Origin of the sequence: Labrenzia sp. C1B70 (assembly GCF_000475395.1) — a bacterium.
GTDB lineage: Bacteria > Pseudomonadota > Alphaproteobacteria > Rhizobiales > Stappiaceae > Roseibium > Roseibium algicola.
The window spans coordinates 293,346-320,012 of sequence record NZ_AXCE01000004.1 but is presented as its reverse complement, the minus strand read 5'-3'; the positions used below and the strand labels follow the sequence as shown (position 1 = coordinate 320,012).

28 protein-coding genes are annotated in these 26,667 nt (G+C 61.0%); 10 read left to right on the top strand and 18 right to left on the bottom strand.

Annotated features, from left to right (window positions below; genetic code table 11):
* Positions 1–101: 101 nt before the first annotated feature.
* From Q666_RS39765 to Q666_RS39750, 4 genes are all read right to left on the bottom strand, one after another.
* Positions 102–524: a hypothetical protein gene (locus tag Q666_RS39765; protein WP_023002594.1), complete on the bottom strand. Its 423-nt coding sequence runs from the start codon at positions 522–524 to the stop codon at positions 102–104.
* A gap of 188 nt (positions 525–712) precedes the next feature.
* Positions 713–898 carry a 50S ribosomal protein L32 gene (gene rpmF, locus Q666_RS39760; RefSeq protein WP_006936667.1) on the bottom strand — a complete coding sequence of 62 codons (186 nt, stop codon included), beginning with the start codon at positions 896–898 and terminating at the stop codon, positions 713–715.
* A 181-nt stretch (positions 899–1,079) separates the two neighbouring features.
* Entirely contained in the window at positions 1,080–1,823 is a 744-nt protein-coding gene (gene mtgA / locus Q666_RS39755) for a monofunctional biosynthetic peptidoglycan transglycosylase (RefSeq protein ID WP_023002593.1), read from the bottom strand.
* The gene (locus Q666_RS39750; RefSeq protein WP_023002592.1) at positions 1,816–3,030 is read right to left on the bottom strand and encodes a cyclopropane-fatty-acyl-phospholipid synthase family protein; all 1,215 of its coding nucleotides are present in this window, start codon (positions 3,028–3,030) and stop codon (positions 1,816–1,818) included. Before Q666_RS39750 ends, mtgA begins: the two co-directional genes overlap by 8 nt.
* 190 nt (positions 3,031–3,220) lie before the next feature.
* Here Q666_RS39750 and Q666_RS39745 point away from each other — a divergent pair, with 190 nt between their 5' ends.
* Positions 3,221–4,081, top strand: a complete 861-nt coding sequence (locus Q666_RS39745) for a polyprenyl synthetase family protein (protein ID WP_228872676.1) — start codon at positions 3,221–3,223, stop codon at positions 4,079–4,081.
* 108 nt (positions 4,082–4,189) lie between these two features.
* Here Q666_RS39745 and Q666_RS39740 read toward each other — a convergent pair whose 3' ends face one another.
* The 3 genes from Q666_RS39740 to Q666_RS39730 are packed head-to-tail and all read right to left on the bottom strand — an operon-like array spanning position 4,190 to position 7,146.
* Positions 4,190–5,134 carry a prephenate/arogenate dehydrogenase family protein gene (locus tag Q666_RS39740; RefSeq protein ID WP_023002590.1) on the bottom strand — a complete coding sequence of 315 codons (945 nt, stop codon included), beginning with the start codon at positions 5,132–5,134 and terminating at the stop codon, positions 4,190–4,192.
* Positions 5,135–5,140: 6 nt separating this feature from the next.
* Entirely contained in the window at positions 5,141–6,277 is a 1,137-nt protein-coding gene (hisC, locus tag Q666_RS39735) for a histidinol-phosphate transaminase (RefSeq protein ID WP_023002589.1), read from the bottom strand.
* The gene (locus tag Q666_RS39730) at positions 6,274–7,146 is read right to left on the bottom strand and encodes a chorismate mutase (protein ID WP_051990076.1); all 873 of its coding nucleotides are present in this window, start codon (positions 7,144–7,146) and stop codon (positions 6,274–6,276) included. Before Q666_RS39730 ends, hisC begins: the two co-directional genes overlap by 4 nt.
* A 217-nt stretch (positions 7,147–7,363) precedes the next feature.
* Here Q666_RS39730 and Q666_RS39725 point away from each other — a divergent pair, with 217 nt between their 5' ends.
* Both Q666_RS39725 and metW read left to right on the top strand, forming a co-directional pair.
* Positions 7,364–8,566: a homoserine O-acetyltransferase gene (locus Q666_RS39725; protein ID WP_023002587.1), complete on the top strand. Its 1,203-nt coding sequence runs from the start codon at positions 7,364–7,366 to the stop codon at positions 8,564–8,566.
* A gap of 4 nt (positions 8,567–8,570) precedes the next feature.
* A complete protein-coding gene (metW, locus tag Q666_RS39720; protein WP_023002586.1) occupies positions 8,571–9,203 on the top strand; it encodes a methionine biosynthesis protein MetW in 633 nt (210 codons plus the stop codon).
* A gap of 198 nt (positions 9,204–9,401) precedes the next feature.
* Here metW and Q666_RS39715 read toward each other — a convergent pair whose 3' ends face one another.
* Positions 9,402–10,181 (bottom strand): class I SAM-dependent methyltransferase, encoded by a 780-nt coding sequence (locus tag Q666_RS39715; protein ID WP_023002585.1) that lies wholly within the window; start codon positions 10,179–10,181, stop codon positions 9,402–9,404.
* 138 nt (positions 10,182–10,319) lie between these two features.
* On the opposite strand from Q666_RS39715, the gene gloB reads away from it, so the two are divergent.
* The 4 genes from gloB to Q666_RS39695 all read left to right on the top strand — a co-directional run bounded on the left by gloB (position 10,320) and on the right by Q666_RS39695 (position 13,231).
* Positions 10,320–11,102 carry a hydroxyacylglutathione hydrolase gene (gene gloB / locus Q666_RS39710; protein ID WP_023002584.1) on the top strand — a complete coding sequence of 261 codons (783 nt, stop codon included), beginning with the start codon at positions 10,320–10,322 and terminating at the stop codon, positions 11,100–11,102.
* Positions 11,103–11,227: 125 nt separating this feature from the next.
* Positions 11,228–11,443, top strand: coding sequence for a hypothetical protein (locus Q666_RS39705; protein ID WP_023002583.1), 216 nt, complete (start codon positions 11,228–11,230; stop codon positions 11,441–11,443).
* Between the two features lie 44 nt (positions 11,444–11,487).
* Positions 11,488–11,931 carry a cupin domain-containing protein gene (locus Q666_RS39700; RefSeq protein ID WP_023002582.1) on the top strand — a complete coding sequence of 148 codons (444 nt, stop codon included), beginning with the start codon at positions 11,488–11,490 and terminating at the stop codon, positions 11,929–11,931.
* Between the two features lie 511 nt (positions 11,932–12,442).
* Entirely contained in the window at positions 12,443–13,231 is a 789-nt protein-coding gene (locus Q666_RS39695) for a DUF1206 domain-containing protein (RefSeq protein ID WP_023002580.1), read from the top strand.
* A gap of 44 nt (positions 13,232–13,275) precedes the next feature.
* Here the strand turns inward: Q666_RS39695 and Q666_RS39690 are convergent, their stop codons facing one another.
* The 5 genes from Q666_RS39690 to Q666_RS39670 form a co-directional block, all read right to left on the bottom strand.
* Positions 13,276–14,661 carry a mechanosensitive ion channel family protein gene (locus Q666_RS39690; RefSeq protein WP_031270052.1) on the bottom strand — a complete coding sequence of 462 codons (1,386 nt, stop codon included), beginning with the start codon at positions 14,659–14,661 and terminating at the stop codon, positions 13,276–13,278.
* Between the two features lie 170 nt (positions 14,662–14,831).
* Entirely contained in the window at positions 14,832–16,277 is a 1,446-nt protein-coding gene (gene ftsY, locus Q666_RS39685) for a signal recognition particle-docking protein FtsY (protein WP_023002578.1), read from the bottom strand.
* 252 nt (positions 16,278–16,529) lie between these two features.
* Positions 16,530–17,798 carry a tRNA (N(6)-L-threonylcarbamoyladenosine(37)-C(2))-methylthiotransferase MtaB gene (mtaB, locus tag Q666_RS39680; RefSeq protein WP_023002577.1) on the bottom strand — a complete coding sequence of 423 codons (1,269 nt, stop codon included), beginning with the start codon at positions 17,796–17,798 and terminating at the stop codon, positions 16,530–16,532.
* A complete protein-coding gene (gene dapF, locus Q666_RS39675) occupies positions 17,795–18,706 on the bottom strand; it encodes a diaminopimelate epimerase (RefSeq protein WP_023002576.1) in 912 nt (303 codons plus the stop codon). Before dapF ends, mtaB begins: the two co-directional genes overlap by 4 nt.
* Positions 18,707–18,982: 276 nt before the next feature.
* On the bottom strand, positions 18,983–19,873 hold the full coding sequence (locus tag Q666_RS39670) for a neutral zinc metallopeptidase (RefSeq protein ID WP_023002575.1): 891 nt from the start codon (positions 19,871–19,873) through the stop codon (positions 18,983–18,985).
* A 221-nt stretch (positions 19,874–20,094) separates the two neighbouring features.
* On the opposite strand from Q666_RS39670, the gene Q666_RS39665 reads away from it, so the two are divergent.
* Positions 20,095–20,580 (top strand): hypothetical protein, encoded by a 486-nt coding sequence (locus Q666_RS39665; protein ID WP_023002573.1) that lies wholly within the window; start codon positions 20,095–20,097, stop codon positions 20,578–20,580.
* Between the two features lie 16 nt (positions 20,581–20,596).
* On the opposite strand, the gene Q666_RS39660 is transcribed toward Q666_RS39665, so the two are convergent.
* A complete protein-coding gene (locus Q666_RS39660; protein WP_035907882.1) occupies positions 20,597–21,136 on the bottom strand; it encodes a L,D-transpeptidase family protein in 540 nt (179 codons plus the stop codon).
* A gap of 192 nt (positions 21,137–21,328) precedes the next feature.
* Here Q666_RS39660 and Q666_RS39655 point away from each other — a divergent pair, with 192 nt between their 5' ends.
* Both Q666_RS39655 and Q666_RS39650 read left to right on the top strand, forming a co-directional pair.
* On the top strand, positions 21,329–22,012 hold the full coding sequence (locus Q666_RS39655; protein ID WP_023002571.1) for a response regulator transcription factor: 684 nt from the start codon (positions 21,329–21,331) through the stop codon (positions 22,010–22,012).
* 25 nt (positions 22,013–22,037) lie between these two features.
* A complete protein-coding gene (locus Q666_RS39650; RefSeq protein WP_023002570.1) occupies positions 22,038–22,544 on the top strand; it encodes a cyclic nucleotide-binding domain-containing protein in 507 nt (168 codons plus the stop codon).
* Positions 22,545–22,981: 437 nt separating this feature from the next.
* Here the strand turns inward: Q666_RS39650 and Q666_RS39645 are convergent, their stop codons facing one another.
* From Q666_RS39645 to Q666_RS39630, 4 genes are all read right to left on the bottom strand, one after another.
* Positions 22,982–23,848: a protein-methionine-sulfoxide reductase heme-binding subunit MsrQ gene (locus tag Q666_RS39645; RefSeq protein WP_208993977.1), complete on the bottom strand. Its 867-nt coding sequence runs from the start codon at positions 23,846–23,848 to the stop codon at positions 22,982–22,984.
* Positions 23,849–24,328: 480 nt separating this feature from the next.
* Positions 24,329–24,934: a 3-isopropylmalate dehydratase small subunit gene (leuD, locus tag Q666_RS39640; protein ID WP_023002568.1), complete on the bottom strand. Its 606-nt coding sequence runs from the start codon at positions 24,932–24,934 to the stop codon at positions 24,329–24,331.
* Positions 24,935–24,972: 38 nt separating this feature from the next.
* Positions 24,973–25,923: an N-acetyl-gamma-glutamyl-phosphate reductase gene (argC, locus tag Q666_RS39635; RefSeq protein ID WP_023002567.1), complete on the bottom strand. Its 951-nt coding sequence runs from the start codon at positions 25,921–25,923 to the stop codon at positions 24,973–24,975.
* A 139-nt stretch (positions 25,924–26,062) separates the two neighbouring features.
* Complete coding sequence (locus Q666_RS39630; RefSeq protein ID WP_031270047.1) at positions 26,063–26,629, bottom strand: peroxidase-related enzyme; 567 nt, start codon at positions 26,627–26,629, stop codon at positions 26,063–26,065.
* Positions 26,630–26,667: the final 38 nt, after the last annotated feature.

Here is a 26,667-nt window from a genome sequence, read left to right as displayed (position 1 = left end):
AATGTGGACAGCGCTAAAACGCAAAGGAATTCCGCATGCCGGCTCTGCGCTCGGCCGCGTCACCCTTGTCCGGAATAGCGGCGGTCGGCAGGCAAGCAGTCTTAGTGCACGTCCCCGTGGCCGAAGGAAACGTCCCGCCGCGCGCCGGTGATGGAAATCGAGAACCCGGCGATCACGTCGATCAGCGAGATCGCCATGAGGATGAAGAACAGCGACGTCGCCGCGGGCTGCAGCACCAGGAACTCCACCAGGTAGGCGACGAACACCAGCACCGAGAACATGTGGTCCAGCAGGGCCGTCGTGCCGATGCGGGTCGCCTTCAGAATTTCGATGAACAGGAAGAACAGCCCGACCGTGATGAGCAGATCGCTCGCCAGAAGCTCGAAGGTTGCGCCGGAAACCATCTGTATGGTGATCATCGGCTGCGCCCAGAAGCCAGGCTCTCCCGCGCCCACCGTGAAAGCAAGGGCGTTATAGATCAGCAGCGAGAAAAGCGTGAAAGGAACGGCTGAAAAAAGGCGCATGAACGGCTCCCGAACTCAAGGACACCCGAAGCGGGCGGAAATCGGAGCGAGCTGACACGATCTTGATAGCCAATTCAAGGCGCTGAAAAGAAAAAGGCCGGCCCGTCGAAACAAGGCCAGCCTCAATCTTGATTTGCCATGCGGCGATCCGGTCCGGACGCTACCTGCATTCACGAAGAATACGGGTGTTATGCGTCGTCTTTTGCGGAAAGGATCTGACGGCCCCGGTACATGCCGGTCTTCAGGTCAACGTGATGCGGACGGCGCAGTTCGCCCGAATCCTTGTCCTCGACGTAAGTCGGCTGCTTGAGGGCGTCCGCGGAACGGCGAAAACCGCGCTTGGAGCGCGAGGTTTTTCTCTTTGGAACGGCCATTTTGTTTTTCTCCGTGGTCCATAACCGCGCGGCCCGGACCGGGTTAGCCCGGGGCGTGGCGTCACGCAGCGTGTTGGAATGCGCGGCGTTATACAGGCAACGCCAACGTTTTGCCACCCCATAGAGAAAAAATTCTTGGTCTGGATAGAACAGGCGGTGGCGAAGCGCTATCCACCTTCGTCTATTTCCCCAGAACACAGCCGAAAATCGGCCCCGCGCCTTTCACACGGGCCAGGTTCGTGCCGGCCAGTTTCCGGTGTCCGGAACCTGGTTTGGCGGGGTTCCGGCCACGTGGATTTGGCAAGGCTGTCGCCAATCTGGCAGCTTCGGTCCGTGTCAGGTCCTTGGCGCTCTTGCCGAACCAGGCCTGCGCGGCCGCTTCGGCGCCGAAGATACCCTCGCCCCACTCAGCAATATTGAGGTAGATTTCCAGGATCCGCTTCTTCGTCAGTATCGCATCCAGCATCAGGGCCAGCGGCAGTTCCAGCCCCTTGCGGATGTAGGACCGCTCGCCCCACAGAAACAGGTTCTTGGCGGTCTGCATCGTGATGGTGCTTGCGCCGCGAGGCTTCTCGCCTTCGCTCAGTGCTTCGACTTGATCCTGAAGCGCGTCCCACTCGACGCCGTCGTTTTCGCAAAAGCCGCTGTCTTCCGAAGTGATGACCGACCGGACGAGGTTTGGCGAAATCTGCTCAAGCGGCACCCATTGCCGGTCGACCCACAGAAACTGGACATACCGCCCGATCATCAGCGTGCTTATGGGCGGCACGACGGAATAGATGACAGTAAGAACGGGCGGAAGCAGGACCAGGACCAGCAACAGCTGCAACAAGCGCTTGCGGACAAGGCCGATCATGCCACGGCGGCGCCCCGGCGCGCCCCCGGAGCCTGACTTTCCACCCGTTGCAGGTTTGACCCTAACCATTCAGTTCCCGTTCGTTATCGACAATGAAGTCGCGGACAATCGGCACGGCATCCCGCTCCTTCGACAGGAGGAGCTGGAAGACCATGTTGGATCCGTGCAGGAAGCCCAGCTCGACCGCACAGAGATAAAACTCCCACATACGGCAGAAAGTTTCGTCATAAAGATCAGCGGCAATCGCCCTCTTGTCTTCGAAGCGAATGCGCCAGTCGCGAATGGTGTAGTAGTAGTGCAGCCGCAGGATTTCCGCATCGCAGACCCATAACCCAAGCCGTTCGGTAGACGCAAAGACTTCCGACAGCGCAGGAACGTAACCCCCGGGGAAAATATACTTGCGAATAAAAGGCCCCGTCGTGCCCGGAGGCGTCATGCGACCGATGGAATGCACGACCGCATAGCCTTTTTCGGTCAGGCATCGGCGGATCTGGCCGAAATACTCGTCGAGATGGCCGATGCCGACATGTTCCATCATGCCGACCGAGATGATCCGGTCGAATTGCCCCTCGAATTCCCGGTAATCCTTCAGAACGAATGTCACCTGGTCCTCAAGACCCGCAGCGCGCACGCGTTCTTCGGCGATCTTCACTTGCTCTGGCGAGACATTGAGCGAGGTAACCTTTGCACCGGCCTGAGCCATGCGGATGGCGAGTGAGCCCCAGCCGCCGCCGATTTCAAGCACTTCCATCCCAGGCTTCAGGTCCAGCTTGGCGACCAGATGGGCCAGCTTGGCCGCCTGGGCTTGTTCCAGCGTGTCGTCAGGCGAGGTGTAATAGGCACAGCTGTAGTTGAGGCCCTCATCCATGAACAGCCGATAGAGGTCGGTTGAAAGGTCATAGTGATGCCGCGCCTGCGACTTTGCCCGTTCGACGCTGTTCTGCTGCTGGCGCCGCCGCAAGAGCTTCCAGCCCTTCCGCAACAGGCCCTGTACGGGATTGGCCCCAAGCGGCGCCCTGTTGATGGAAAACAGGAACATGAAGTCATAGCAGGTCGACCCTTCCTCCATCGTCAGGGTTCCATCCATATAGGCTTCGCCCGCGGCCAGCTCCGGATTGAGAAAAAGCGACCGGTAAAGCTTTTTGTCATGCAGCCGGATGGTCACTGTCGGACCGTCCTCGCCCGACCCGAATTCGTGCACGGCACCCGCGACGTCGATCACACGCATGCGCCCGCGCTTGATGAAGGATCGCAGAAGGCTCGACAGCAGTTTCATGGAAAAATCTCCAAATGGGTCAGTTTGAAAAGATCGGGCAGGTAGCTCCCGCATTTTTTTGAAATTCGAGCCTTGACGATACAGAGAATTGGTTTCAGGGAAACCCGGACTTTGAAAATGTTGCCGATCCGTCCCGGAGCCAATCGTGACCCTTGACCCAAACCAGCATCTGACATTCCAGGCCAAGTTTGTGGAGGCCACGCTGGAAACGCTTCTGGCCACCCAGGCGCTGCCGGATGAAACCGTGCGCCCCCCAAGGCTGCTTGCAGCCATGCGCCACGGCGCGCTCAACGGCGGCAAGCGACTGCGGCCGGTTCTGGTGATGGAGGCTGCCAATCTGTTCGGGCGGGCGGATGACGGCGTTCTGCAGGCTGCCTGCGCGCTGGAACTGATCCATTGTTATTCGCTGGTCCATGACGACCTGCCTGCCATGGACGACGACGATCTTCGCCGGGGCCAGCCAACCGTGCACAAGGCCTATGACGAGGCGACCGCCATCCTGGCCGGCGATGCGTTGCTGACGCTCGCCTTTGACGTGATCACGGGCGAGGCGGTGCATGCGGATGCAGCGGTGCGCCTGCGGCTATCGCGTGAACTGGCCCGCGCGTCGGGCATCGGCGGCATGGCGGGCGGGCAGATGCTTGACCTGGAGTCCGAACACCGCGAGCGCTCCGAAGCGGAGATCCGCCAGCTTCAATCCATGAAGACCGGCGCGCTGCTGCGCTACGCCTGCCGGGCAGGCGCCATTCTGGCGGATGCAGCGGAAGCGGATGTCGACCGGCTGACCCGCTTCGGTGAAGTGATCGGCCTTGCCTTCCAGCTCGCGGACGACCTTCTGGACGTGGAAGCCAGCGCGGAAACAATGGGCAAGGCCACCGGCAAGGATGCGGAGGCCGGCAAGGCGACGCTTGTAGGCCTCTGGGGCACCGACAGGACGCGCAACGAGCTCGGCCGGCTGGTGGAGGAAGCCGAAACGCTTCTCGCGCCCTACGGCAGCCGTGCGGCGATCCTGAGCGCCCTTGCCCGTTTCATCGTCAACCGGACCAACTGACGAGACAAAAAAGCCCTTGAGGGTCGAGCGATCCTCAGGGGCTAGAATGCAATGGGGGCTCAACGCCCGGGAAATTCCCTTGGCAAGACCGGTTCCTGATGGAAGCGGTCACTCCGCCGGTGTGCCGGCCTTGTCCTTGGCATGACGGCCGAAGTCGGGGGCGTCGGTTTCCTGACCGGCCTCGATGATCGAGCGGCGGATACCCCGGGTGCGGGTGAAGAGGTCGAACAGCATCTGGCCATCGCCCCAGCGGATTGCCCGCTGAAGCGCGGAAAGATCTTCGGAAAACCGCGCCAGCATTTCCAGGATCGCGTCCTTGTTGTGCAGGCAGACGTCCCGCCACATGGTCGGATCGGACGCCGCCAGACGCGTGAAATCGCGGAAACCGGACGCCGAATACTTGATGACTTCCGACTTGGTGACCGTCTCCAGATCGTCCGCGGTGCCGACGATGTTGTAGGCAATCAGATGCGGCAGATGCGAAACGATGGCCAGCACCAGATCGTGGTGTCTGGCGTCCATCGTGTCGACGTCGGAACCACAGGCGCGCCAGAAGGCGCTGAGTTTTTCGAGGGCCTCGGGATCCGTGTCCTCTGCCGGTGTCAGGATGCACCAGCGCTGGTCGAACAGCGTCGGAAACCCGGCATCGGGTCCGGACTGTTCGGTCCCGGCAATCGGGTGACCCGGAATGAAATGCACGCCCTCGGGCACATGGGGGCTGACCTGATCGACGACGGAGCCCTTGGTGGAACCGACATCGGTCAGGATCGCGCCTTTTTTCAGCGCAGGCGCAATCCACTTGGCAATGGCCTCATTGGCCCCCACCGGCGCGCAGAGGATCACCAGGTCGGCCCCCTCCACCGCCACGGCGGCGTCGAGCGCATAACTGTCGCCCAGGCCCAGCTCCTCCGCCCTTTGCAGGGTGTCCGCAGACCGGGTGGAAATCGCGATTTCCTTGACCAGGCCGCGTTCGCGGGCGACCTGTGCGAGCGAGGAACCGATCAGGCCGATGCCGATCAGGGCCATGCGCTCGAAAATGGGGGCAACAGTCATGTGTTCTTATTTCTGTTCCAGGAAGTCCTTCAGGTGGCCAATGATGGCCCGGTTGGCGTCTTCCGAACCGATCGTCATGCGGATCGAGTTCGGCAGCCCGTAATTGCCGACCATGCGCAGCACGCAGCCGCGCTCCAGCAGATAGGCATCGGCATCCGCCGCGCGCTTGCCGTCCTCGTCGGGGAAGTGAACCAGCACGAAATTGCCGACGCTCGGCGTCACCTTCAGGCCAAGCTTTTCCAGCTCTGCCGTCACCCAGGGCAGCCAGGTGTCATTGTGCTCGATCGAGCGCGTGACGAAATCACGGTCACGAACAGCGGCCATACCGGCGGCAATCGCCATGCCGTTGACGTTGAACGGACCCCGGATGCGGTTGAGCGCATCGATCACATGGGCCGGACCGAAGCCCCAGCCGAGACGCAGATTGGCGAGCCCGTAAATCTTGGAGAAGGTCCGCGTCATGATGACGTTGTCGGACGTCGCTGCCAGCTCGAGACCGCTTTCATAGTCGTTGCGGCGGACATATTCCGCATAGGCGGCATCCAGAACCAGCAGGACGTTGGCCGGCAGGCCCTCATGCAGCCGCTTGACCTCCTCGAACGGCAGATAGGTGCCGGTCGGATTGTTCGGGTTGGCAATGAAGACCATGCGCGTCTTGTCGGTGACCCTTGCCAGGATCGCATCGACATCCGTCGTCAGGTCCTTTTCAGGTGCAATCACCGGCGTTGCCCCGGCGGCGCGAATGGCAATGTCGTAGACCAGGAAGCCGTGTTCGGAATAGATCGCCTCGTCGCCCTGGCCGAGATAACCGTAGGCTATCAGGCTGAGAACCTCGTCGGACCCGGCACCGCAGATGATACGGTCCGGATTGAGGCCGTAGACTTCGCCGATGGCCGCACGCAGTTCGGCAGAGGACCCGTCCGGATAAAGTTCCAGGTTCCGCGCCACGGCTTCAATGGCCGCGCGGGCAGCATCGCTGGTGCCGAGCGGCGTTTCGTTGGACGAAAGCTTGTGAACGGTCTTGCCGTGGCTGCCCTTGGACTTGCCGGGAACATAAGGCGCAATATCCAGAACGCCCGGCCGCGGCTGCGGACGGTTTGCGGTTGCCTTGCCGGCTTCAGTCACTGTCGTCATCTCGTTCATCCCTGAGGCTCCTCGTCCTCGGCAGCAAAAGTGTCGTCCGGATCGCCATTGCCGTCGATCGGCGCGGCATAGCCGCCGACACGTCTCAAAACTTCCGGGGCGGCGCCTGCGGCGAGGCAGGCGGCGCGCACATCCTCTTCCGTCAGCTCGCCGGAAATCGCAAGCAGCGCGTCGACACCGGCGGCGGACCGGAAGAAACTGAGCACTTCAATGCCCTCGTCCATCAGGTTGCCCGGCAGAAGATCCGACCAGCGGGCGTCATAAACCGCAATATCGGCGTTGTCGATCATGCTGTCGGCCTTGGCCAGCACCAGCGCCGGCAGGTCGGCGGGGCGCTCGTCCAGAATGACGAAGGGCAGCCGCGCCCGCACCAGTGCGCCGGATTCGCTGAGGCCGCGCCACCAGGGCAGCTCCGCCCGGTCGATCAGCGCCACAAGGCCCAGGTCACCGGCTGACGCCGTCACGGCGCCGACCACGTCGGCCGCATCGCTTCCCGGCACCAGCTCCACGGAAAAACCGAAATAGAAGCGCGCCAGGTCGAGCATCTCGATCAGATCGGCGCTGCCGTCCAGATGGACGGCGGTGTCTGCCTGCAGGCTGGTGCAGGCACAGATGAGATCACGCCAGATGTGTTCGACGGTTGCCAGCGGCAGGTCGCCCTGGTGGCGCTCCACCATCTGACGCATCAGGTCGGCGTCACGTTCGGGTTGAAACAGGGCGGGTGCAGCTCCCGCGGCGCGGCCGGCAGCCTGGATACCGGCTTCGGCCTGGGCGCGTTCCATCAGGGCGATGTGGATGCGTGCATCGATCTCGTCGACCCGTGTCCTGAGGTCGTCCAGCGACAGCCCGCTGTCCGGCAAGTGAGACATGAGGTGGCTCCGGCCTTCGTTTGGGTTCAGCGGCGCATAGTCATAGGCATGTGATTGCCCAAAGGCAAAAGAAAACATTGACTCAGGCGTTCCGGCACGGCTAGGTCGCCAGTCTGGCCGTTCTGCCGGGTGCCTGCCGTTTCCCGGTGGCGGACCGTGGCCCGCTCAACCGGCCTGAAATATTCCCGCCCGGGACAACAGATAATTCTTTAGAGCCATGTCCGCAGACACATCACGTCCAGCCACCCCGGAGGATCTGAAGGCAAGCGAAGCGGTTTCGCCCTCGAGCAAACTTGCGCGCTTTCACGCGGAAGAACCGCTGGAGCTCGATGCCGGCGTAAAGCTTGGCCCCTGGCAGATTGCGTATGAAACCTATGGCGAGCTCAACGCGGACAAGTCCAACGCCGTCATCGTGTGCCACGCCCTGACGGGCGACCAGTATGTGGCCTCTACCAATCCCGTGACCGGCAAGCCCGGCTGGTGGAGCCAGATGGTCGGCCCCGGCAAGCCGGTCGACACCAATCATTATTTCGTTATCTGTTCCAACGTTCTCGGCGGCTGCCTCGGCACCACAGGACCGGCCTCCATCAACCCGGAGACAGGGCAACCCTACGGCCTTGCACTGCCTGTCATCACCATTCGCGACATGGTCCGGGCACAGGCGCGCCTTGTCGATCATCTTGGCATCGACACGCTGTTTGCGGTCATCGGCGGCTCCATGGGCGGCATGCAGGTGCTGCAGTGGGCGGCCAGCTATCCCGAGCGCGTGTTTTCGGCCGTACCGATTGCCGCGGCCGCGCGGCACACTTCCCAGAACATCGCCTTCCACGAAGTCGGCCGGCAGGCAATCATGGCCGACCCGAACTGGTGCGCCGGCAGTTACCTGCAGGAAGGACAAAGGCCGACCAAGGGCCTGGCGGTTGCCCGCATGGCGGCGCATGTCACCTATATGTCCGACGAATCCCTGCACCAGAAATTCGGCCGCAACCTGCAGGACCGGGACAATGTCACCTTCGGTTTCGACGCGGATTTCCAGATCGAGAGCTATCTGCGCCACCAGGGCATGACCTTCGTCGACCGGTTCGACGCCAATTCCTATCTCTATGTCACCCGGGCGATGGACTATTTCGACCTGGCGCATCAGTTCGGTGGCTCTCTGGCGAACGCCTTCAAGGGAACGAAAACACGTTTCTGCGTCATGTCGTTCACATCCGACTGGCTGTTCCCCACGTCCGAAAGCCGGCGCGTGGTCAAGGCGCTCAATGCGGCGGCGGCCAACGTCTCCTTCGTCGAGATCGAAAGCGACCGGGGTCACGACTCGTTCCTGCTGGACGTGCCGGAGATGTTCCAGACCATTTCCGGCTTCGTCACCGGCGCAGCACACGCCCGCGGCCTGCCCGCACCGGGTGAGGAGGTCTGATCCCGTGAACCTGGCTCCAAGACAGACCAAGAGCGGAGACGTGCGCGGCGACCACAAGGTTGTCGCCTCGCTGGTACCGCACAATGCCCGCGTGCTCGACATCGGGTCGGCCGACGGTGAGCTGCTCGACCTTCTGGTGCGCGAACGCCAGGTGGACGGACGCGGCATCGAACTGTCCCAGGAAGGCGTCAACCGCTGCGTAGCCCGCGGCCTGTCGGTGATTCAGGGCGATGCCGACCAGGACCTGTCCGACTATCCGGACGGGGCGTTCGACGTCGTGATCCTGAGCCAGACCCTGCAGGCAACCCGCGAACCGAAAAAGGTCGTCAGCGAGCTCCTGCGCATCGGCAATCAGGTCGTGATCTCGATCCCGAACTTCGCCCACTGGCGCAACCGGGCCCAGCTCCTGTTCCGCGGCCGCATGCCGGTGACCAAGTACCTGCCCTACGAATGGTACGACACGCCGAACATCCACTTCTGCTCGCTGCGCGATTTCGTCGAGCTTTGCCGGGAACTGGACGCGAACGTCGAAAAGGCCATCGCCCTCAGCGGCCGGGGCAACAAGATCCCGGTCAACGCCCCCTGGTGGGTGTGGAACATCGTCGCCGAACAGGCCGTGTTCCTGCTGAAGCGGTAAGCTGGTTCGATAACCTTCGGCCGTCATTCCGGACAAGGGAGGCGAAGCCGAACGCAGATCCGGAACCCAGACATATTTCGCGCGATTAGCGCACCGATAAAACCTTATCGAGTTCACTGCGCTCACACTGGCGCGCTGGATTCCGGATCGTCGCGCAGCCTTCTGCAGCGCTAGTCCGGAATGACGGCTCAGAGGCTGTTAGAAGTCGCCCGTCTCCGCCCGATGAACGGACCTGACAGGCTTCAGCCCTGTCGCGACGCCTTCGGGAATGAAGACAGGCCGCAGAACGCGGAAGCGGCTTTTCTTGCCGTCGACGGGCAGGCTCTGGAAGACGACCTTTTCCGCTTCCATGATCAGAACACCGCCAAAGGCGGGCCAGATGCGCCGGCCGATGCCTTCCCAGGTGCGGGCCGCGCGCAGGATGGTGCGGGCGCGCGAGGGCGGCATGAAGAGGGCTTCCTTGTCCTCGGTCACGTTGAACTGGCAGCTCTTCAGAAGATCCTTGAGCTGGCTGCCCGAATAAGGCCGGCCATAGCCGAAGGGGGAAAGCTCCGACTGCGCCCACAGGCCGCGCCGGTTCGGCACGACGGCGATCAGTCGCCCGCCCGGCACCAGCACCCGCCAGGCCTCCCTGAGGACGGCCGCAGGGTCCGAACAATGGTCGAGAGCGTGTACCAGCATCACCCGGTCGAAATAGGCATCGGGAAACGGCAGGTCCTGGTCTTCCACCAGCGCACAGGCGCTATCCCGCTCGCGCGGCCAGTGAACCGCGCCCTGGGGAGCGGGCATGGCGGCGATCGCCCGGTCGACCGTGTCTAGGTAGGGCCGCATGAACGGGCCCGCGTAACCGATACCGAGCAGAGCCTGGCCGGTAAGGTCCGGCCACATCTTGCGGATAGGGGCGCCGATCAGGCTGCGAAGCAGCCTGCCGAGTGGCAAATCGTAAAAAGCGCGCAAATGAACGACGTCGAGATACATTCAGCCTTGCTCGGTCAAGAAGGGTCGCGGCGATTGAACATGGAACGGCGGGAGAGCGCAAGATCTCTTGCCTTGCCCTTGGCGCCTGACTTTGCCAGTCTGCATCTCAACCGACAGATCTCAGCAGGGAGCCGTTTCATGGCCTTGAGCGACACCACCGAAATTCACCAGTTTACCTGTCTCGACGACAATTTCGGCGTGCTGATTCACGACACCGACACCGGAACGACCATTGCCGTCGACGTGCCCGACGCCGATGCCTACGAAAAGGCGCTGGAGCAGACCGGCTGGTCGTTGACGCATATTCTGATCACCCATCACCATTGGGACCATGTCCAGGGTCTCGGCACACTCAAGCGGAAAACTGGCGCGACCGTCATCGGTCCCGAGCGTTCACGCCTGAAGATTGCCGAGTTCGACCGCACCGTGGAAGACGGCGACGACGTCCGGTGCGGACCTTACGAGATCAAGGCGATCTCGACCCCGGGCCACACACTGGATCAGATCTCCTGGTACAACGCCTCCATCAAGGTGGCCCACACCGGCGACACTCTGTTTTCGCTCGGGTGCGGCCGTGTTTTTGAGGGCGACAGGGACATGATGTGGTCGTCGCTTGCCAAACTGATGCGCCAGCTGCCCGATGACACCACCATCTACTGCGGCCATGAATACACGCAGGCCAACGCACGCTTCGCCCTGACAATCGACCCGGACAACGCCGATCTGAAGGCGCGGGCAGACGAAGTTGCCGCGCTGCGCGAGAAAGGCGCCGCGACACTGCCAACGACCATGGCGAAAGAGAAAGCAACGAACCCGTTCCTGCGTGCAGGTGAAGCTTCTGTCGCCGCTGCACTCGGCATGGAAGGCAAAAGTGCTGCCGAAGTCTTTTCCGAGATCCGCATGCGCAAGGACAACGCTTGATCATACCTATAGGTCCCGCAGCAGAATTCTTGCACCGCCTTCCGGTTTTTCTTGGCCGGAAGGCTTAAAACAACGACTGGTTGCCCCCATATGCACGCCATCGTGATCATGAAGGGGCACACACCATGACACCTGCGAGTTCCGAAGACCACTTGACACGCTCCGCGGAGCAGCGCGCACGGGACGTGGTCAGCCGCATCGTCGGCCAGGCCGAACCGATACCGGGTCATCTGGGCGGCGGACACAGGCTGGACATGCAGCTTCTTTACGAGGAAGTGGTTGCAGCCCTGCGCGAAACCATTGATGATCTGGCTTTCTGCACCGGGTCGAAATCCTCCTGAGCGATCCCGTCCCGGAAATCCAGTTGATCCAGCCGGGACTTTTCATGACTTCTACTGCCAGCCTGACCGCCGAAAAGATCGTCGACCTTCTCGACATGCAGCCGCACCCGGAAGGTGGCTTTTATGCCGAAACCTTCCGCGACAGCGTCACCGTTGATGGCGGCCGGGCTGCATCTACCCTGATCTATTTCCTGCTTCCCGAAGGCGTTCTCTCCCGCTGGCACAAGGTTGACGCGGTCGAGACCTGGCATTGGTATGCCGGCAGCCCACTGGAACTTTCCATCAGCACCGACGGCACCACCCGGCAGGTGCTGACCCTGGGCAATGACCTTCTGGCCGGCGAGCGCCCGCAAGGCATCGTTCCCCGTGACGGCTGGCAGCAGGCCCGCTCGCTCGGTGCGTGGACCCTGGTCGGCTGCACGGTTGCCCCCGGATTTCAGTTCGAAGGCTTCGTCATGGCACCGGAAGACTGGCAACCGGGAAGCTGATTTTTCGCTCCCTGTTCGATTCCTCGGAACCATTTCCTGTTTGACGAGTTCTCTCTCCAACGAAAGGAGAGAGGCATGAACGGTATCATCTATCTGGTCGGTCTCGTCGTCGTTGTCGGCGCGATCCTGTCCTTCATCGGACTGGTCTAACCTAGCCCCGGTAACCCTGCCGCGCCCCCGGCAGACGATCTCCAACAGTTTGGGCCGGACGCAAGCCCCCGCCACGAACGGCCGCCCCCTGCCGTTCACCCAGCGTCCGGCCCTTTTCCGTTTCTGGCAAGGAATTGAACATGCACAACATTATCTATCTCGTCGGACTTGTCGTCGTGGTTGTTGCCATCCTGTCGTTTCTCGGCCTCGGCTGAGCCGGGGTAACCTCCCGAATATTGCAGGTTTGGCAACCACGCCCTCTGGCGCCGCCCGCTGGTCGGCCCGCCAATCGTTCTGGCGGAGCCGGCGCACAGCGCTTTACCGATTGTGAAAATGCCGGGATGGCGGAAAGACCAGGGGAATGAAGTACTCGCACTGGTTACAAGCTGCCGCACGCGCGGGATATCTTTCACGCGGCATCGTCTATGGCATCATATCTTTCTTTGCCATTCTCGCGTCCATCGGCGCAGGCAGCAGCAAGGGAACCAAAGGCGCCCTTGTAACTCTCTTGTCCCAACCCTTCGGCTCTGTTCTGGTGGCTGTCCTTGTGACAGGCCTGTTCGGTTTTGTCGTCTGGCGGCTGGTTCAGGCCGTTCTGGACGCGGACAACCATGGACGGGACCTGCAGGGGATCGTCGTGCGCCTGGCCCTTCTGGCAAGCGCCGCCACCTATAGCGCGCTCGCACTCTACGCCATTGGCCTGCTCGGAATTACGGGCACGGATGATGGCAAACTGCTGCCGGGCCTGATGAACGCTATCTCGCAAGCTCTTGGCCAGCGGGTATTCGTGACTGGCTTGTCCCTTGTCTTTCTGGGAATAGCGGTTGCGCATTGGTGGAAGGCCTGTTCAGGCCGATACAGCAAGCACTTCGATGAAAACGAAGCCCCGATGCGGATTGTTCACGTCGTGTCGGTTCTTGGCCTCGGTGCACGCGGGATCGTGTTCGCCCTTCTGTCGGCAATGATCTGGCTTGGCATCGAGGGCGCCTCAACCTCCGGCGGCGATCTGCCGAGCACTCTGGATGCTCTGAAATACATTCAGGGTTTGCCTTATGGGCAGGTCTTGCTGTTCGCGCTGGCAGTTGGCCTGATGGTTTTTGCCATCTACTCCTTTGTCGAATCCCGATGGCGCAGGGTCAGCCTTTCCTGACACGCTGCTCAGGATTTGCTTCATTAATCGCCTGTCTGTCAGGATCACCTGGCTGATTTAGCCCCGAATTCCTTCGGCGCATGCTCATCGAGAAGGTCGTCCGACTGGGCGGCTTTTCGTTCCAGTTCAACCTGCTTTTCAAGATCCCGGTCGGCTTCCGTATCGTTCGGCACTTCTGCCGATTGCGGAAACGCCGCCTCTTTACGGGCGATCTTCCTGCGGTCCTCATCCCCCTGCTGCCTGTCCGGCAGGAGGCTCTCCAGCGCAGGCGCATCGTCGAACCTCAACCGGTAGATGGGCTCCGGCAGGGAGAAGCCGTTTGATTCAAGCGCCAGCTTGACGAGGCGCATCGCCTCGGAACGGGCCTTCTGGAAATCGGTCCGCGTCTGGTCAATCCAGCCCACAAAACTCAGAACAACGTTGGAATCTCCCAACGCTTCGATCCAGGCATCGGGAGAAGGGTCCTGAAGAATGAACTCCTGGCGGCGAAGCGTCATCAAACCAACGTCCAGCGCCTTGTCGAGGTTGCTTTCCGCATCGACGCCCAATTCGAAGACGAAGCGGCGCCGTGGATTGGTGGAAAAGTTGACGAGGGTGCTCTTGAAGACGATGGCGTTGGGGATGCGGATATGGTTCCCGTCCTTTTCCATCAGGATCGTAGCACGCGACGTGAGACTGATGACAAAGCCCTCGTAGCCTTCAATCCGGACGAAGTCCTTCGGGTTGAACGGCTGCCGGATGCTGAGCATGATACTGGCAATATAGTTTTCGACCGTGTCCCGGACAGCAAAGCCGACCGCCAGACCCACAATGCCGGCTGCTCCAAGCAGTGTGCCGATGACGGCAGTGGCGCCCAGCACATCCAGCGCAAGAACGATCCCGATCGTGAAGAACAGGATCCTGATCAGCTGCCTGACAAGATCCGCAATGAAGGCATTGGGCGTGAGCCTGTTCCAGGGCCATTCAAAGCGCGCGATCAGCAGTCCGGCCGCACTGGCCAGCATCCAGACGAGCAGGGCAACCAGGGCAAGCGGCAGATAGTTCACCCCTTGGGACAGGCGCGCCTGCAAGCGCTCGTAAACCGGAACGAGACGTTCCTCCAGCGCGGTTTCCTCGGTGAGATTGTTCTGGACCGCGACGACGCCGTCGACACGGCCGGCAAGCTCTTCGGCCTTTGTGGCAAGGCTTGCCTCGGTCACGGTTCCGTTCAGGTTGACCACACCTGATCTTACGACGACCGAAATTCCGGAAAGCCCGTCGAGTTGGTTATAGATGCCGTTGATACGCTGCTCGATGGCCTGATCGTCGCCGGCGCCGGGCATGGCGGTGATGGCTCCGGCAGGGCTTTCTGATTGTGAAGATGCAGGCAGTGCTCCGGGCAGAAACAGCAGCAGAGCAACAAGAAACGAGTGCAACAATCTGGAAATCATGACGGCCTTTCCGCGCTTGTGCCCGGCTGCCGTCAGTAGAAGGGTTTCCGCGCGCGCCAGACTTCGACGCTAACTAAACGCACGTCGGGCTGCGAGGTTCCCCGGCGCTGCTTTGCAAATGTCGCAAGGCGCCCAAACGAACGGGTCCAGCGCCTTGCGGGACGATCGCGTTAAGCCATGCCTGCAATCGCGCTGGCAAAATCCTTGGCCGAGAAGGGCTCGAGATCTGCCACACCTTCGCCGACACCGATGAAATGCACCGGCATTGCGTGCTTGGCGGCAATCGCGACCAGGATCCCGCCCCGGGCGGTTCCGTCGAGCTTAGTCATCACCAGACCGGTCACGCCGGCAACCTTGCCGAAGATCTCGACCTGGTTGAGCGCATTCTGGCCTGTCGTCGCATCGAGCGTCAGCAGGACCGTGTGCGGAGCTTCCGGGTCGTGCTTCTTGATCACGCGGATGACCTTCTCCAGCTCATCCATCAGCTCGGCCTTGTTCTGAAGCCGGCCGGCGGTATCGACCAGAAGCACATCGACGCCCTTCGCCTGCGCTTCCTTCATCGCGTCATAGGCAAGTCCGGCGGCATCCGCGCCGGTATCGCGCGCAATCACTTCAGCCCCGGTGCGCTCACCCCAGATCTTCAGCTGTTCCACCGCGGCCGCACGGAAGGTATCGCCGGCCGCCAGCATGACGGTCTTGCCTTCGGAACGCAGCTTCTGTGACAGCTTGCCGATGGTGGTGGTCTTGCCCGTACCGTTGACCCCGACCATCAGCACCACATGCGGCTTCTTGCCGGTATCGAGATCGAGCGGCTTGGCGACGGGAACCAGCACCTTCTCGACCTCTTCGGACAGGATCGCCCGGACTTCCTCCGGCGAAATTTCCTTGTTGTAGCGCCCGTCGGACAGACGGTCGGTAATCGCCATCGCCGTGTCGACACCAAGGTCTGCCTGGATCAGGATATCCTCCAGCTCCTCCAGCATGGAGGCGTCCAGCTTGCGCTTGGTGAAGATCGAGCTGATGCCTTCGGTGAGCGATGCGGAAGACCGGGACAGGCCGTTCTTCAATCGCTGGAACCAGGACAGTTTCGGCTCTTCGGCAACAGGTTCCACCGGTGCGGCGGGCACTGGCGCGGCAACAGGCGCTTCTGCGGGGGCCGGCTCGATAACCGGTTCCGGTGCGCTGGCCGTTTCAGGCGTTTGTATTTCCGGTGCCTGCGGTTCCGGTGCCTGTGTTGCAGGTTCTGGCGTTGCGGATTCTTGGCTTTCGGGCTCTTCCGGCCGGGGCGCTTCAGGTTCCGGTGTTTCTGCCTGCTCGGACTCGACGTCGGGTCCCGTGTCGGTTGGCAGAATGTCTTCCGGCTCCACCGCCGGCTTCATTGGCGAAAGTTCCGGAACGATACCAGGGCTGACATCCATTGCGATCGGCTGGAACGGCTCGTTCAGCGCCGCGACAGGCCGAACGTCCATCTCGACGTCGAGTGCCGGGTCATCTTCCTGCGGTTCTGCGGATGTTGCTTTCTGTGCCGCATCCTCTGCGGCCGGAGCAGCCTCGTCTTCCGGTTTGCTTTTGCCGCCGAAGAGACGTCCAAGAAAGCCGCGCTTTTTCTCGCTCATGAACCTGCCTTAAAAAATCTGCCCATTACTGCGTTCTTAAACTGTCGCAACTGAAGTGGCCACACATTCCGCCTCATCCTGAGCAGGTCCGACAGGACCGTCTCGAAGGATGGGCAGCATACACGGAGCAAGCGGCCCATCCTTCGAGACAGCGCTGCGCGCTTCCTCAGGATGAGGCTGTTTGTCCGGCTTCAATCCAATCTGACACACACCACAGGCCAGCTCGTCACCACCCGAACCCTGAACCTTTCCTCAGGCAGCCCTGGAAAGGGCTTCGCCCAGAAGATGGCGGCCGGTATGTCCGATAATTCTGGTTTCGACAATCTCACCGGCATTGCCGCTGCCCAGCTCGACCTGCGTGAATTGTTCAGTCCGGCCAAGGCCTTCCTTCTCGATCAGCACCGGGCGGGTCTTGCCGACCTCGGCCTGAAGGTGCCTGACCAGCGCTTCCTCGCCCTTGGCCCTGAGGCGCGCGCCGCGTTCCTTCACGACATTGCGCGGCAGCTGCGGCATGCGCGCTGCCGGTGTGCCCTTGCGCGGCGAGAATGGAAAGACGTGCAGATGCGTCAGGCCGCATTCGTCGACGATCCGGAGCGAATTCTGGAACATGTCCTCGGTTTCCGTCGGGAAGCCGGCGATGATGTCCGCACCGAAAACCATGTCCGGCCGCAGGCGGCGAACCTCTTCGCAGAAGCGGATCGTGTCGGCCCTCAGGTGGCGCCGCTTCATCCGCTTCAGGATCATGTCGTCACCGGCCTGGAGCGACAGATGCAGATGCGGCATCAGCCGTTCGTCTTCGGCGATCACCCGCATCAGGTCGTCATCCGCCTCGATGGAATCGATGGAAGACAGCCGCAGGCGCTTCAGGTCCGGAACCATCTTCAGGATCTTCGCCGACAGCGTGCCCAGCTTGGGGGTCCCCGGAAGGTCCGCGCCATAGGAGGTGATGTCGACACCGGTCAGCACGATCTCGTTGTAGCCATTGTCGACAAGGCGCTTGATCTGGTCGATGACCACGCCCATCGGCACGGAGCGGGAATTGCCCCGGCCATAGGGAATGATGCAGAAGGTGCAGCGGTGATCGCAACCGTTCTGGACCTGCACGAATGCACGCGCACGGCCCGTCAGCCCATCGATCAGATGGCCTGCGGTCTCCTCGACACTCATGATGTCGTTGACGCGCACTTTCTCGGTTTCGGAAACGCCGAAGGCGGCAACGTCCTGATAGGACTTGCGCTCAAGCTTTTCCGTGTTGCCGAGCACCAGATCCACTTCCTCCATGGAGGAGAAGGTCTCGCTTTCCGTCTGCGCGGCGCAGCCGGTGACGATCACCCTGGCGTTCGGGTTGTCGCGCTTGGCCTTGCGCACGGCTTGGCGGGCCTGACGAACCGCCTCGCCGGTAACGGCACAGGTGTTGATGAGGATGGCGTCCTTGAGGCCGGCAGCCTCCGCCTCGCGCTTCATCACTTCCGACTCATATGCATTGAGCCGGCAGCCGAAGGTCACGACATCGATGCTCATGACGCGGCTCCAGCCGCCAGCGGGGTGTCGCCCGTGGCGGTCTTGCGCCAGGCCAGGGTATCGAGATCGACCTCGCCTTCGAATTCCACTTCCGTCAGACCGGTCATCAGCACGTGGTTGTCGCTCTCGCGCCATTCGATCCCGATGGGACCGCCCGGCAGATGGATGGTGGTCTTGCGGCTGGTCCGGCCATCACGCGCAGCGGCAACCCCAACCGCACAGGCAGCCGTTCCACAGGCCAGCGTCAGGCCGACGCCGCGTTCCCAAACCTTTACCCGGATCTGGTCGGTATCAAACACATGGGCCAGCGAAATGTTGGCGTATTCCGGAAAGATCGGATGGTGTTCCAGCAAGGGACCCACCCGCTCAAGCTCATAGGCTTCCACGTCGTCGACCCAGAAGATCGCGTGCGGATTGCCCATGTTGACGACGGCCGGCGTGTGCAGGATCGGGTCATCGATAGGCCCGATCTGAAGTTCGATCGCACGCGTGTCGGCAAACTCTTCTGCAAGCGGGATTTCGTTCCAGGCAAGCCGGGGTACGCCCATGTCGACAGTCACGCTGCGCGGGCCGTCGGCATCGAACGCGTGCAGCAGCCCGGCACCGGTCTCGATGGTAACAAGCTCCTTGCCGGCTTCTTCCATCAGCAGACGGCCGATGCAGCGCGTGGCGTTGCCGCAGGCGGACACTTCACTGCCATCGCGGTTGTGAATGCGCATGAAGGCATCGACACCCAGCGAGGACCGTTCAACGGTGATCATCTGGTCGAAACCGATACCCGTCTCGCGGTCTCCCAATGCGGCAATGGCTTCGGGTGTCAGGCGCAGCGGTTTTTCACGCGCATCCCAGACCACGAAATCATTGCCAAGGCCGTTCATCTTCAAAAAGGGTCTGGTTTCAGACGCCATACCGGTCGCACTTCTTCAAAGCTTCAAGGAAAAGCGTCCGCCATCTTGCGGACATTTGCCCCTATATGGCGGAAAACACCGCAAATTACCAGTGGGGCAGGCAGTCATCGCAGATATGCGTAAACGCGCCAGCCCGTTATCACTTGGTCATCATTGCAGGGCTTGCCCCTGCAATCCATCCGTGGCCTTTCAAAGCCGGAAGCGTAGGGAAAAGAACCGATCAAGCGGCATGGATGCCATGGACGTGCCATGGCATGACGCGATGTGTTGGTGCCCTTACAGGCTCGCCGCGCTGAACGTGTCGCAGGCATTGAGGTCGCCGGACTGGAAACCCTTCTTGAACCAGCTCGCCCGCTGCGCAGAGGTACCGTGGTTGAAGCTTTCCGGCACGACATAGCCCTGAGCCTGGCGCTGCAACGTATCGTCACCGATCCGGCTGGCCGCGTTCAGTGCCTCGTCGATATCGCCTTCCTCGACAAACCCTTTCTGCCGGGCGGCATAATGCGCCCAGATGCCGGCATAACAATCGGCCTGCAACTCGACACGTACCGATAGAGCGTTGCCTTCCGCCTTGCTGAGCGTACGCCGGGCCTTTTGGAATTCCGGCAGCACGCCAAGCACGTTCTGGATGTGGTGACCGACTTCATGCGCCAGCACATAGGCCTGTGCGAAATCACCCGGCGCATTCAGCTGGTTTGCCAGTTCCTGATAGAAGGACAGGTCGATGTAAAGCTTGCTGTCGGCTCCGCAGTAGAATGGGCCGGTGGCCGCACTGGCATATCCGCAGGCTGATGAAACCGACCCTGAAAACAGCACCAACGTAGGCTCGGGGTACGTCGCACCACCGTTTTCGAAGATCTGGCCCCAGGTGTTTTCCGTGTCGGCCAGTACGACGGAGACAAATTGCGCGGTTTCCTGGTCGGCCGCACTGCGAGGGGCCTGCGTCTGATAGGACTGCGTATCGTAACCGCCCCCGCCATCCAGCTGGCCGAGAAGTGTCAGCGGGTTGATGCCGGTCAGCCAGGCAATGCCGACGATTATCAGGAGGCCCGTCAATCCGAGGCCACCACCTCTCACCCGGCGGCCACCGACGCGCATGCGTGGTCTCCCGCCCATCGAACGCCTGTCTTCAACGTTGCTGCTGCCGCGGCGGCCTTTCCAGCGCATGTCGTGATTATCTCCGTGAACCCGAACTTCGTCATACCAGACAAGACCGCGGAAACCTATGCGGTTGGCCGCCGTCTCTGCCTGTGAGACACTTTTCAAAAAACGCGGCAAGGCGCGTTCGGTTGCCCTCATTGCCAACGGAATCGTGATGCGGGTTACAGAGTTGGCGGTCATGCCGACCTAATATTGCGTCCATGGGGCAGTTATGAAGGATAACGATCATGCCCGACGTAAACGCTCAACAGGCGCAACGCCTGATCAATTTCGCCACCGAGAGACTTGGCCGGGTGGAAGGCGATGGCCAGTGCTGGACGCTGGTCGACAACGCTTTCCGGCACGTCGGCTTCAACAAGCCGGCCTCCACCTATGTCTGGGGACGGGTGATCAACAACCTGTCGGACGCCCGGCCGGGCGACGTCTTCCAGTTCACCCGCTTCGAAGTCACGGTTCGTGTAACCCAGCCCGACGGCAGCTGGGAGGAACAGACGATGTCCCGCGGCGAACCGCGGCACACGGCGATCCTGGAAAGCGTCAACGGCAACAGGGCGACCTTTCTGGAAAGCAACGTCACCGACGACCAGACCATCAAGCGCAACGGTTTCGGAATTCGCACGGCAACGACAACCGATGACGCAGGCGTCAGGACCTCGACCACGGTCAGTGGCAGTTTCACCATCTACCGGCCACAGGTCAGTGCCAATCCTTAAGACTGTTCGGGCCGGCTCAGGCGTGGATCACCATCTCCGCGCCAAGGCCGATGTTCTGAAGAATCAGGCGCATGTGTTCCGGCGAAACGGCAACGCAGCCTTCCGTCGGCGAATAGCCCGGCCGCGCGATGTGAAAGAAGATCGCGCTACCTTGGCCCTTCACGGCCGGGTTCAGGTTGCAATCCAGCACGACGACGATGTCGTAGAGCCTGTCGTCGCGCCACATCTTCTCGTGGCTGGCCGAAAAAGGCAGTTGCACCGGCCTGTTGTACAGGCGGTGGCCAGGATCGTCACACCAGCCCGACGCCGGTGTCAGCGGCTCGGTCGGCAGCAGCGTTGCCGGCGGCAAGCCCCGGTCCGGGCGATAGTAGACGTGCAGCAATTCGAACCGGCCCACCGGCGTGCCGCCATCGCCTTCGCGCTTGCGCATGACAATGCCCGACCGGCCGAGCGCACACGGGACCGTGATCCGCCCAAGACTGAGCACGCCGCGTGTCCGGTTCAGAGGCGACGCACGAACCTCCAGCATTCCCGCCGATTTTTTCAAGGTTTTCATGATCCTGTCCGTTCCGCCTGTCCGCTCCGCCGGTCTTCTTGATAAACCACCCCTAAACCCCGCGTGAAGAAGAATTGACGGGACACCGCTTGTGCGGGAACAATTTCCCACGCACATAGAAGCAGGAACGCGCTTGTGTCCTTTGCACAAGTCGTCGTGAAGAGATTTTGGATTCTGGCGAGGGACGCGACGATGACCGCCCGCACGATTTTGATTGTCGATGATGATACCGAACTGCGCGAAGCGCTGGTGGAGCAGCTGTCGCTTTACGATGAATTTGAGACGATCCAGGCGGATTCGGCCACGTCCGGCATCGCCATGGCCAAGGAAGAGCACGTCGATCTGCTGCTGATGGACGTCGGCCTGCCGGACATAGATGGGCGCGAAGCGGTCAAGCTGCTGCGCAAGGGCGGTTTCAAGGCACCGATCATCATGCTGACCGGTCATGACGGCGACAGCGACACGATCCTGGGGCTTGAGGCCGGTGCCAACGACTATGTCACCAAGCCGTTCAAGTTTGCCGTGCTTCTGGCCCGTGTCCGGGCACATTTGCGCCAGCACGAACAGAGCGAAGACGCCACCTTCGCCATCGGCCGCTATTCGTTCCGGCCCGCCGCCAAGGTGATGCAGGACGACAGCGGCTCCAAGGTTCGCCTGACGGAGAAAGAAACCTCCATCCTGAAATTCCTCTACCGCGCCGGCGAAAAGCCCGTGACCCGCGACGTGCTGCTGCATGAGGTCTGGGGCTACAATTCCGGGGTGACCACCCACACGCTGGAAACCCACATCTACCGCCTCAGGCAGAAAATCGAGCGTGACCCGTCCAATGCGGAGCTTCTTGTCACAGAAGCCGGTGGATATAAGCTTGTGCCGTAACCGGTAATCGGCGTATTTCTTGGGCATGAGCCTTGCCCAAGACATTGCGATTCTCAAACAAATCCCGATGCTTTCGGACTTTCAGGACGATCAGCTGCGTCTGCTCGCCTTCAGCGCCGAAAGCATGGATTACAACCGCGGCCAGCGCCTGTTCGATCAGGGCGACCGCGCCGATGGCGGTTTGGTAATTACCAGCGGCACGGTCAGCCTGCAGACGAGGACCAAGGACGGCTTTGAGGAAATCGAGCGCGTCGGTCAGGGCACACTGCTGGGCGAGACGGCTCTTCTTGCGGAAAACAAGCGCCCTTGCCGGGCAGAAGCCGTTGACGGCGTACGCATCATCCGCATTCGCCGCGCGCTCTTCAAACGCATGATCCAGGAATTCCCGGAACTTGCACAGCGCATGCTCGACCAGCGCGCCAACCAGTTCCGCCAAACGGTTTCAGCCCTGCGCCCCATCGGCGAAAAGATGGCCGAACTGGAGCAGATCAACGCCGAACGCCGCGTGCGCGACGACGAGAAACAGTCGTAGGGCAAAAGTCCCGACGCTGATTGTCTCGCAATTCAAACAGCGGCAGGGTCTGAGTCTCGGCGGGTCTTCGCATTCCCTGGAGATAATCTTCACGTGTCGCCGTCTTTGCCGGACGTAATCCGGTAATCCTGGCCGTTCCACACATCCAAGCTCATCAGAAGATAAGGGGATCGGCATGGATCCCATGGTCAAGCCATGGGATGACGGGACTGGGAAACCTGGAAACTCGGCTTCTCCCATCATGGGGTGGCTCCCCAACCAGACCGGGTCCAATTCCTGAGACCACACCCTCTTTCCGTCATTGCCGGGCCAGACCAGGCAATCCATGCCGTGACCTTTCCGCATGAAACACCCGACCGGGATGGAAGGCACTCGACTTGGGTCCGAGGGCAAAGCCACGGGATGATGGTAGTGGGTGGTGAAGGCTCGGCGATATTTTACGCCCGTTTCAGCCCCAGCTTGGGGCCGAGCAATCCGCCGATCCATTGAACTATTGCCGCCAAACCAACCCCGAGCCCGATGATCCCGACCCAGATAGCCGGACGGATTGCAACGGAAAGGGCGAAGTTGGCTTGAAACACCCGGTCGGCAGGAATGCCGGTGGCAAGTGCGTACCAGGCAAATTCGATCCCGGCAGTCCCTGCAGCTGCCAGCAGCGCGCAAACCGCCAGAACCAGCGGGTTTGCAAGGCTGAAGCCTGCCTTGACAGCAAGTCTGTAGATCATCAGCAGCACGAAAAGGCCTGCCATCAAGGTGGCCTGCGTGACGTCCGACTTGGACTGCAGGAAGAAGTGGAACAGCATGAGAACGCCGATCGGATAGATCAGGGTGTGCAGCCGCTGCCAGTTCCGCCCGAGTTTGCGGATGGCGCTGTCAAAGGAGGTCGCACCCAGCACCGCCAGCCCGAACAGCGCGACAAAGCCGATGGTCAGATAAAAACGCAGAACGATTTCAGACACGACCTTGCCGAGGTTCCAGCTTTCCTGCGCAGTGTAAAGCCCCAGGTGCAAGAGCGCATAGGCAAGCACTGTCACACCCAGCATGCGCCTGACACCGACGATCCTGTTCCAGGAGAAGATCCTCCGCAGCGGCGTTACCGCCAGGGTCACAAGCAGGAAGCGCACCGTCCAGTCGCCACTGGCATGAAGCTCCATCTCGAAGGGCTCCGGCAGCACTGGCCCGAAGGCGAGGCTGTAGAAGATCTGCAACGCCGGAAGAAGCACGGCAATGAATACAGCCAATCGCAGACCGGAAAGGTTGCCGCGTCGGTCGGTCCAGGGAGCGTATGGTGCCAAGGTCATCATATCCATGCGTTCGGACTATCGCACGAAACGTTCAAGGACACTGAAAAGCTTTTCAAGCCTGCGTGAAGAAGATGAGAGGCGGTTATCCAGCTTTCCCTGTCCCGCTTCACCGGCAAGCGCCTTTCGGCGCCGCCCCTTTGTATTCAATCCGATTTGGAACCACTCATTCCCGCATTCTTTGTCATCCCGGTTTGTCGCGTCAGCGGCAAGACCGGGATCCAGTACGCCGTGGGATCAGACTTCGAAAACCTTGCGAACCCAGTGAATACTGGATCCCTGCCTGCGCAGGGATGACAAGGTTGATGGGCTTCAGGACAACACGGCTGAATGCGGTTGTCGTGATCGAAATCCGGAGGATTGACCCTGTGAGTGGAGGATCAGGTCTTGGCGACGCGCCGCGCGCCTTAAAGAACCTGAGGCAACCAAAACAAAAAAGCCGGGTCGTGAAACCCGGCTTTTCAAAAGTCATTGCAGTCCGGCTCAGACCCAGGGACGGTCGTTGCCCATCTTGCTTTCGAAGGTGTCGATTTCACCGGCCTTCGCCATGGTCAGGCCGATGTCGTCGAGGCCGTTGATCAGGCAATGCTTGCGGAAACTGTCGATCTTGAAGGCGATATCGCCGCTTTCAAGACCTTTGATTTCCTGGCTTTCCAGATCGATCGTCAGCGTGAAGTTGGCGCCACGCTCTGCCGCATGCATCAGGGTTTCCAGCTCGTCTTCGGAAACCTGGATCGGCAGAATGCCGTTCTTGAAGCAGTTGTTGTAGAAAATGTCGGCGAACGATGTGGAGATCACGCAGCGGATGCCGAAATCAAGCAGCGCCCAGGGTGCGTGCTCGCGTGAGGAACCGCAGCCGAAGTTGTCACCGGCGATCAGGATCTTGGCATTGCGGTAGGCAGCCTTGTTGAGAACGAAGCTCTCGTTCTCCGATCCGTCGTCGTTGGTGCGCATTTCGTGGAACAGCGCGGTGCCGAGGCCGGTGCGTTTGATCGTCTTCAGGAACTGCTTCGGAATGATCATGTCCGTGTCGATGTTCACGATCGGCAACGGGGCTGCGACACCGGTCAGGGTCTCAAATTTTTCCATTCTTCTTCTCTCCTGAAAGGCCTGAAAACGGATGCCGCTTACGCGGCAAGGCTGGTTGTCTGATCGACACCGAGCATCAGATTGAGGTTCTGGACCGCAGCGCCGGACGCGCCCTTGCCCAGGTTGTCGTAGACGGCAACGATCGCGGCCTGCGCCCTGGCGTCATTTGCAAAGACGTGCAGATGCAGCTTGTTGGTGTCGTTGAGCGCCTGCGGGTTGAGGCTGTCGGATTTCTCGAGCGCTTCCAGCGGCGCGACCTCGACAAAACCGCCAGGTGCCGAAGCGAAATGATCGGCGATCGCCGCATGCAGCTGCTCGCCCGTCGGCACTTTGGCAAGGCCTGCCAGGTTCAACGGAACCACCGTCAGCATGCCTTTGTAGAAATCGCCAACAGTCGGAGTGAACAGTGGAGCTGCGTCGAGCAGGCCGTATTCCGTCATTTCCGGAAGGTGCTTGTGATTGAACCCGAGCGCGTACGGCGCAAACGAATTTGCGCTGGTTCCGGCGGCTTCGTAATCGGCAATCATGCCCTTGCCACCACCGGAATACCCGGAGATGCCGAAATAGGTCAGGTTGAAGTCCGACGGCAGCAGCTCTGCGGTGATCAGCGGACGAACCGCCGCGATCAGGCCTTGCGGCCAGCAGCCCGGATTGGCAACGCGCATGGCTGCGGCGATGATGTCGGCCTGGTCGAGGTCCATTTCGGCAAAACCGTAGGCCCAGCCCTCGGCAACCCGGTGGGCGCTGGACGCATCAATCACACGGGTGGTGTCGTTCTCGATCAGGGCAACACTTTCCTTGGCCGCCGCATCCGGCAGGCAAAGAATGGCAATATCGGCCTTGTTGAGGTAGTCGGCCCGGGCTGCCGGATCCTTCCGGCTTTCGTCCGGAATGGAGATCAGCTCAAGGTCGCGGCGCATGGCAAGGCGCTCGCGGATCTGCAGACCCGTCGTACCGGCTTCACCATCAATAAACACGCGCGCAACCATCGCCCGTTCCTCTCCCTCTCATGATCGCCGCCAGTTTCGAACCCCAGGGCCCGAAAGCCGTCAGGCAGATCGGTGCAAAATCGCAAGCGTCATACACCCAATCGCGCGGCTTGTCACCGCCGCGCGACGCTCCGTTATCTCAACGGGCCCTTGAGTGATACTCATCATTCGGGCGCATGTCGGACGCCGCAGCCACCCTGTTGGACATGTTGAAGAAGCCCGTTACCGAGGCGATGTCCCAGATGTCGCGATCCGTAAACCCGACATCCCGAAGGGCTTGCCGGTCGCTTTCCACGATTTCCGCCGGCTTCTCCGTCAACTTGACGGCGAAGTCGAGCATCGCCCGCTGCTTTGGCGAAAGGTCCGCAACGCGGTAGTTCATCACCATCAGTTCCCCCAGCACGGGGTCCCCGGAAAGCTCGCGCACCGCAGCACCATGAGCCGTCAGACAATAAAAACAGCGGTTGACCGCGGATACCGCAACGGCAATCATCTCCCTCTCGAGCTTGGAGAGTGTACATTCGCCCAGCATGAGGTCGTTGTACATGTCGGTGAAGGCGCGCAGCTTCGTTTCGTCGAACGCATATGCCTTGAGGACGTTGGGAACGAGACCCAGCTTCTCCTGGCACAAGTCGAAATAAGCCTGTGTCTTTTCACTCAATGTTACATTTGAATCGATTTGCAAGGCCGTGACTTTACTTGACAATTTGCTCCTCCCGTCATGAAACCGTTTATGTCGCTGAA

What these genes read in the sequence shown, in the direction of transcription:
- Q666_RS39660 (WP_035907882.1), bottom strand. Translation starts at nt 21,136, where the DNA reads ATGAAAACCTTGAAAAAATCGGCGGGAATGCTGGAGGTTCGTGCGTCG.
- Q666_RS39655 (WP_023002571.1), top strand. Translation starts at nt 21,329, where the DNA reads ATGACCGCCCGCACGATTTTGATTGTCGATGATGATACCGAACTGCGC.
- Q666_RS39700 (WP_023002582.1), top strand. Translation starts at nt 11,488, where the DNA reads ATGACTTCTACTGCCAGCCTGACCGCCGAAAAGATCGTCGACCTTCTC.
- argC (WP_023002567.1), bottom strand. Translation starts at nt 25,923, where the DNA reads ATGGTTGCGCGCGTGTTTATTGATGGTGAAGCCGGTACGACGGGTCTG.
- dapF (WP_023002576.1), bottom strand. Translation starts at nt 18,706, where the DNA reads ATGGCGTCTGAAACCAGACCCTTTTTGAAGATGAACGGCCTTGGCAAT.
- hisC (WP_023002589.1), bottom strand. Translation starts at nt 6,277, where the DNA reads ATGAACGAGATGACGACAGTGACTGAAGCCGGCAAGGCAACCGCAAAC.
- Q666_RS39690 (WP_031270052.1), bottom strand. Translation starts at nt 14,661, where the DNA reads ATGATTTCCAGATTGTTGCACTCGTTTCTTGTTGCTCTGCTGCTGTTT.
- Q666_RS39645 (WP_208993977.1), bottom strand. Translation starts at nt 23,848, where the DNA reads ATGATGACCTTGGCACCATACGCTCCCTGGACCGACCGACGCGGCAAC.
- rpmF (WP_006936667.1), bottom strand. Translation starts at nt 898, where the DNA reads ATGGCCGTTCCAAAGAGAAAAACCTCGCGCTCCAAGCGCGGTTTTCGC.
- Q666_RS39740 (WP_023002590.1), bottom strand. Translation starts at nt 5,134, where the DNA reads ATGACTGTTGCCCCCATTTTCGAGCGCATGGCCCTGATCGGCATCGGC.
- Q666_RS39695 (WP_023002580.1), top strand. Translation starts at nt 12,443, where the DNA reads ATGAAGTACTCGCACTGGTTACAAGCTGCCGCACGCGCGGGATATCTT.
- Q666_RS39670 (WP_023002575.1), bottom strand. Translation starts at nt 19,873, where the DNA reads ATGCGCTGGAAAGGCCGCCGCGGCAGCAGCAACGTTGAAGACAGGCGT.
- Q666_RS39765 (WP_023002594.1), bottom strand. Translation starts at nt 524, where the DNA reads ATGCGCCTTTTTTCAGCCGTTCCTTTCACGCTTTTCTCGCTGCTGATC.
- mtaB (WP_023002577.1), bottom strand. Translation starts at nt 17,798, where the DNA reads ATGAGCATCGATGTCGTGACCTTCGGCTGCCGGCTCAATGCATATGAG.
- Q666_RS39715 (WP_023002585.1), bottom strand. Translation starts at nt 10,181, where the DNA reads ATGTATCTCGACGTCGTTCATTTGCGCGCTTTTTACGATTTGCCACTC.
- mtgA (WP_023002593.1), bottom strand. Translation starts at nt 1,823, where the DNA reads ATGGTTAGGGTCAAACCTGCAACGGGTGGAAAGTCAGGCTCCGGGGGC.
- leuD (WP_023002568.1), bottom strand. Translation starts at nt 24,934, where the DNA reads ATGGAAAAATTTGAGACCCTGACCGGTGTCGCAGCCCCGTTGCCGATC.
- Q666_RS39665 (WP_023002573.1), top strand. Translation starts at nt 20,095, where the DNA reads ATGCCCGACGTAAACGCTCAACAGGCGCAACGCCTGATCAATTTCGCC.
- Q666_RS39650 (WP_023002570.1), top strand. Translation starts at nt 22,038, where the DNA reads ATGAGCCTTGCCCAAGACATTGCGATTCTCAAACAAATCCCGATGCTT.
- Q666_RS39750 (WP_023002592.1), bottom strand. Translation starts at nt 3,030, where the DNA reads ATGAAACTGCTGTCGAGCCTTCTGCGATCCTTCATCAAGCGCGGGCGC.
- Q666_RS39725 (WP_023002587.1), top strand. Translation starts at nt 7,364, where the DNA reads ATGTCCGCAGACACATCACGTCCAGCCACCCCGGAGGATCTGAAGGCA.
- Q666_RS39705 (WP_023002583.1), top strand. Translation starts at nt 11,228, where the DNA reads ATGACACCTGCGAGTTCCGAAGACCACTTGACACGCTCCGCGGAGCAG.
- ftsY (WP_023002578.1), bottom strand. Translation starts at nt 16,277, where the DNA reads ATGAGCGAGAAAAAGCGCGGCTTTCTTGGACGTCTCTTCGGCGGCAAA.
- gloB (WP_023002584.1), top strand. Translation starts at nt 10,320, where the DNA reads ATGGCCTTGAGCGACACCACCGAAATTCACCAGTTTACCTGTCTCGAC.
- Q666_RS39730 (WP_051990076.1), bottom strand. Translation starts at nt 7,146, where the DNA reads ATGTCTCACTTGCCGGACAGCGGGCTGTCGCTGGACGACCTCAGGACA.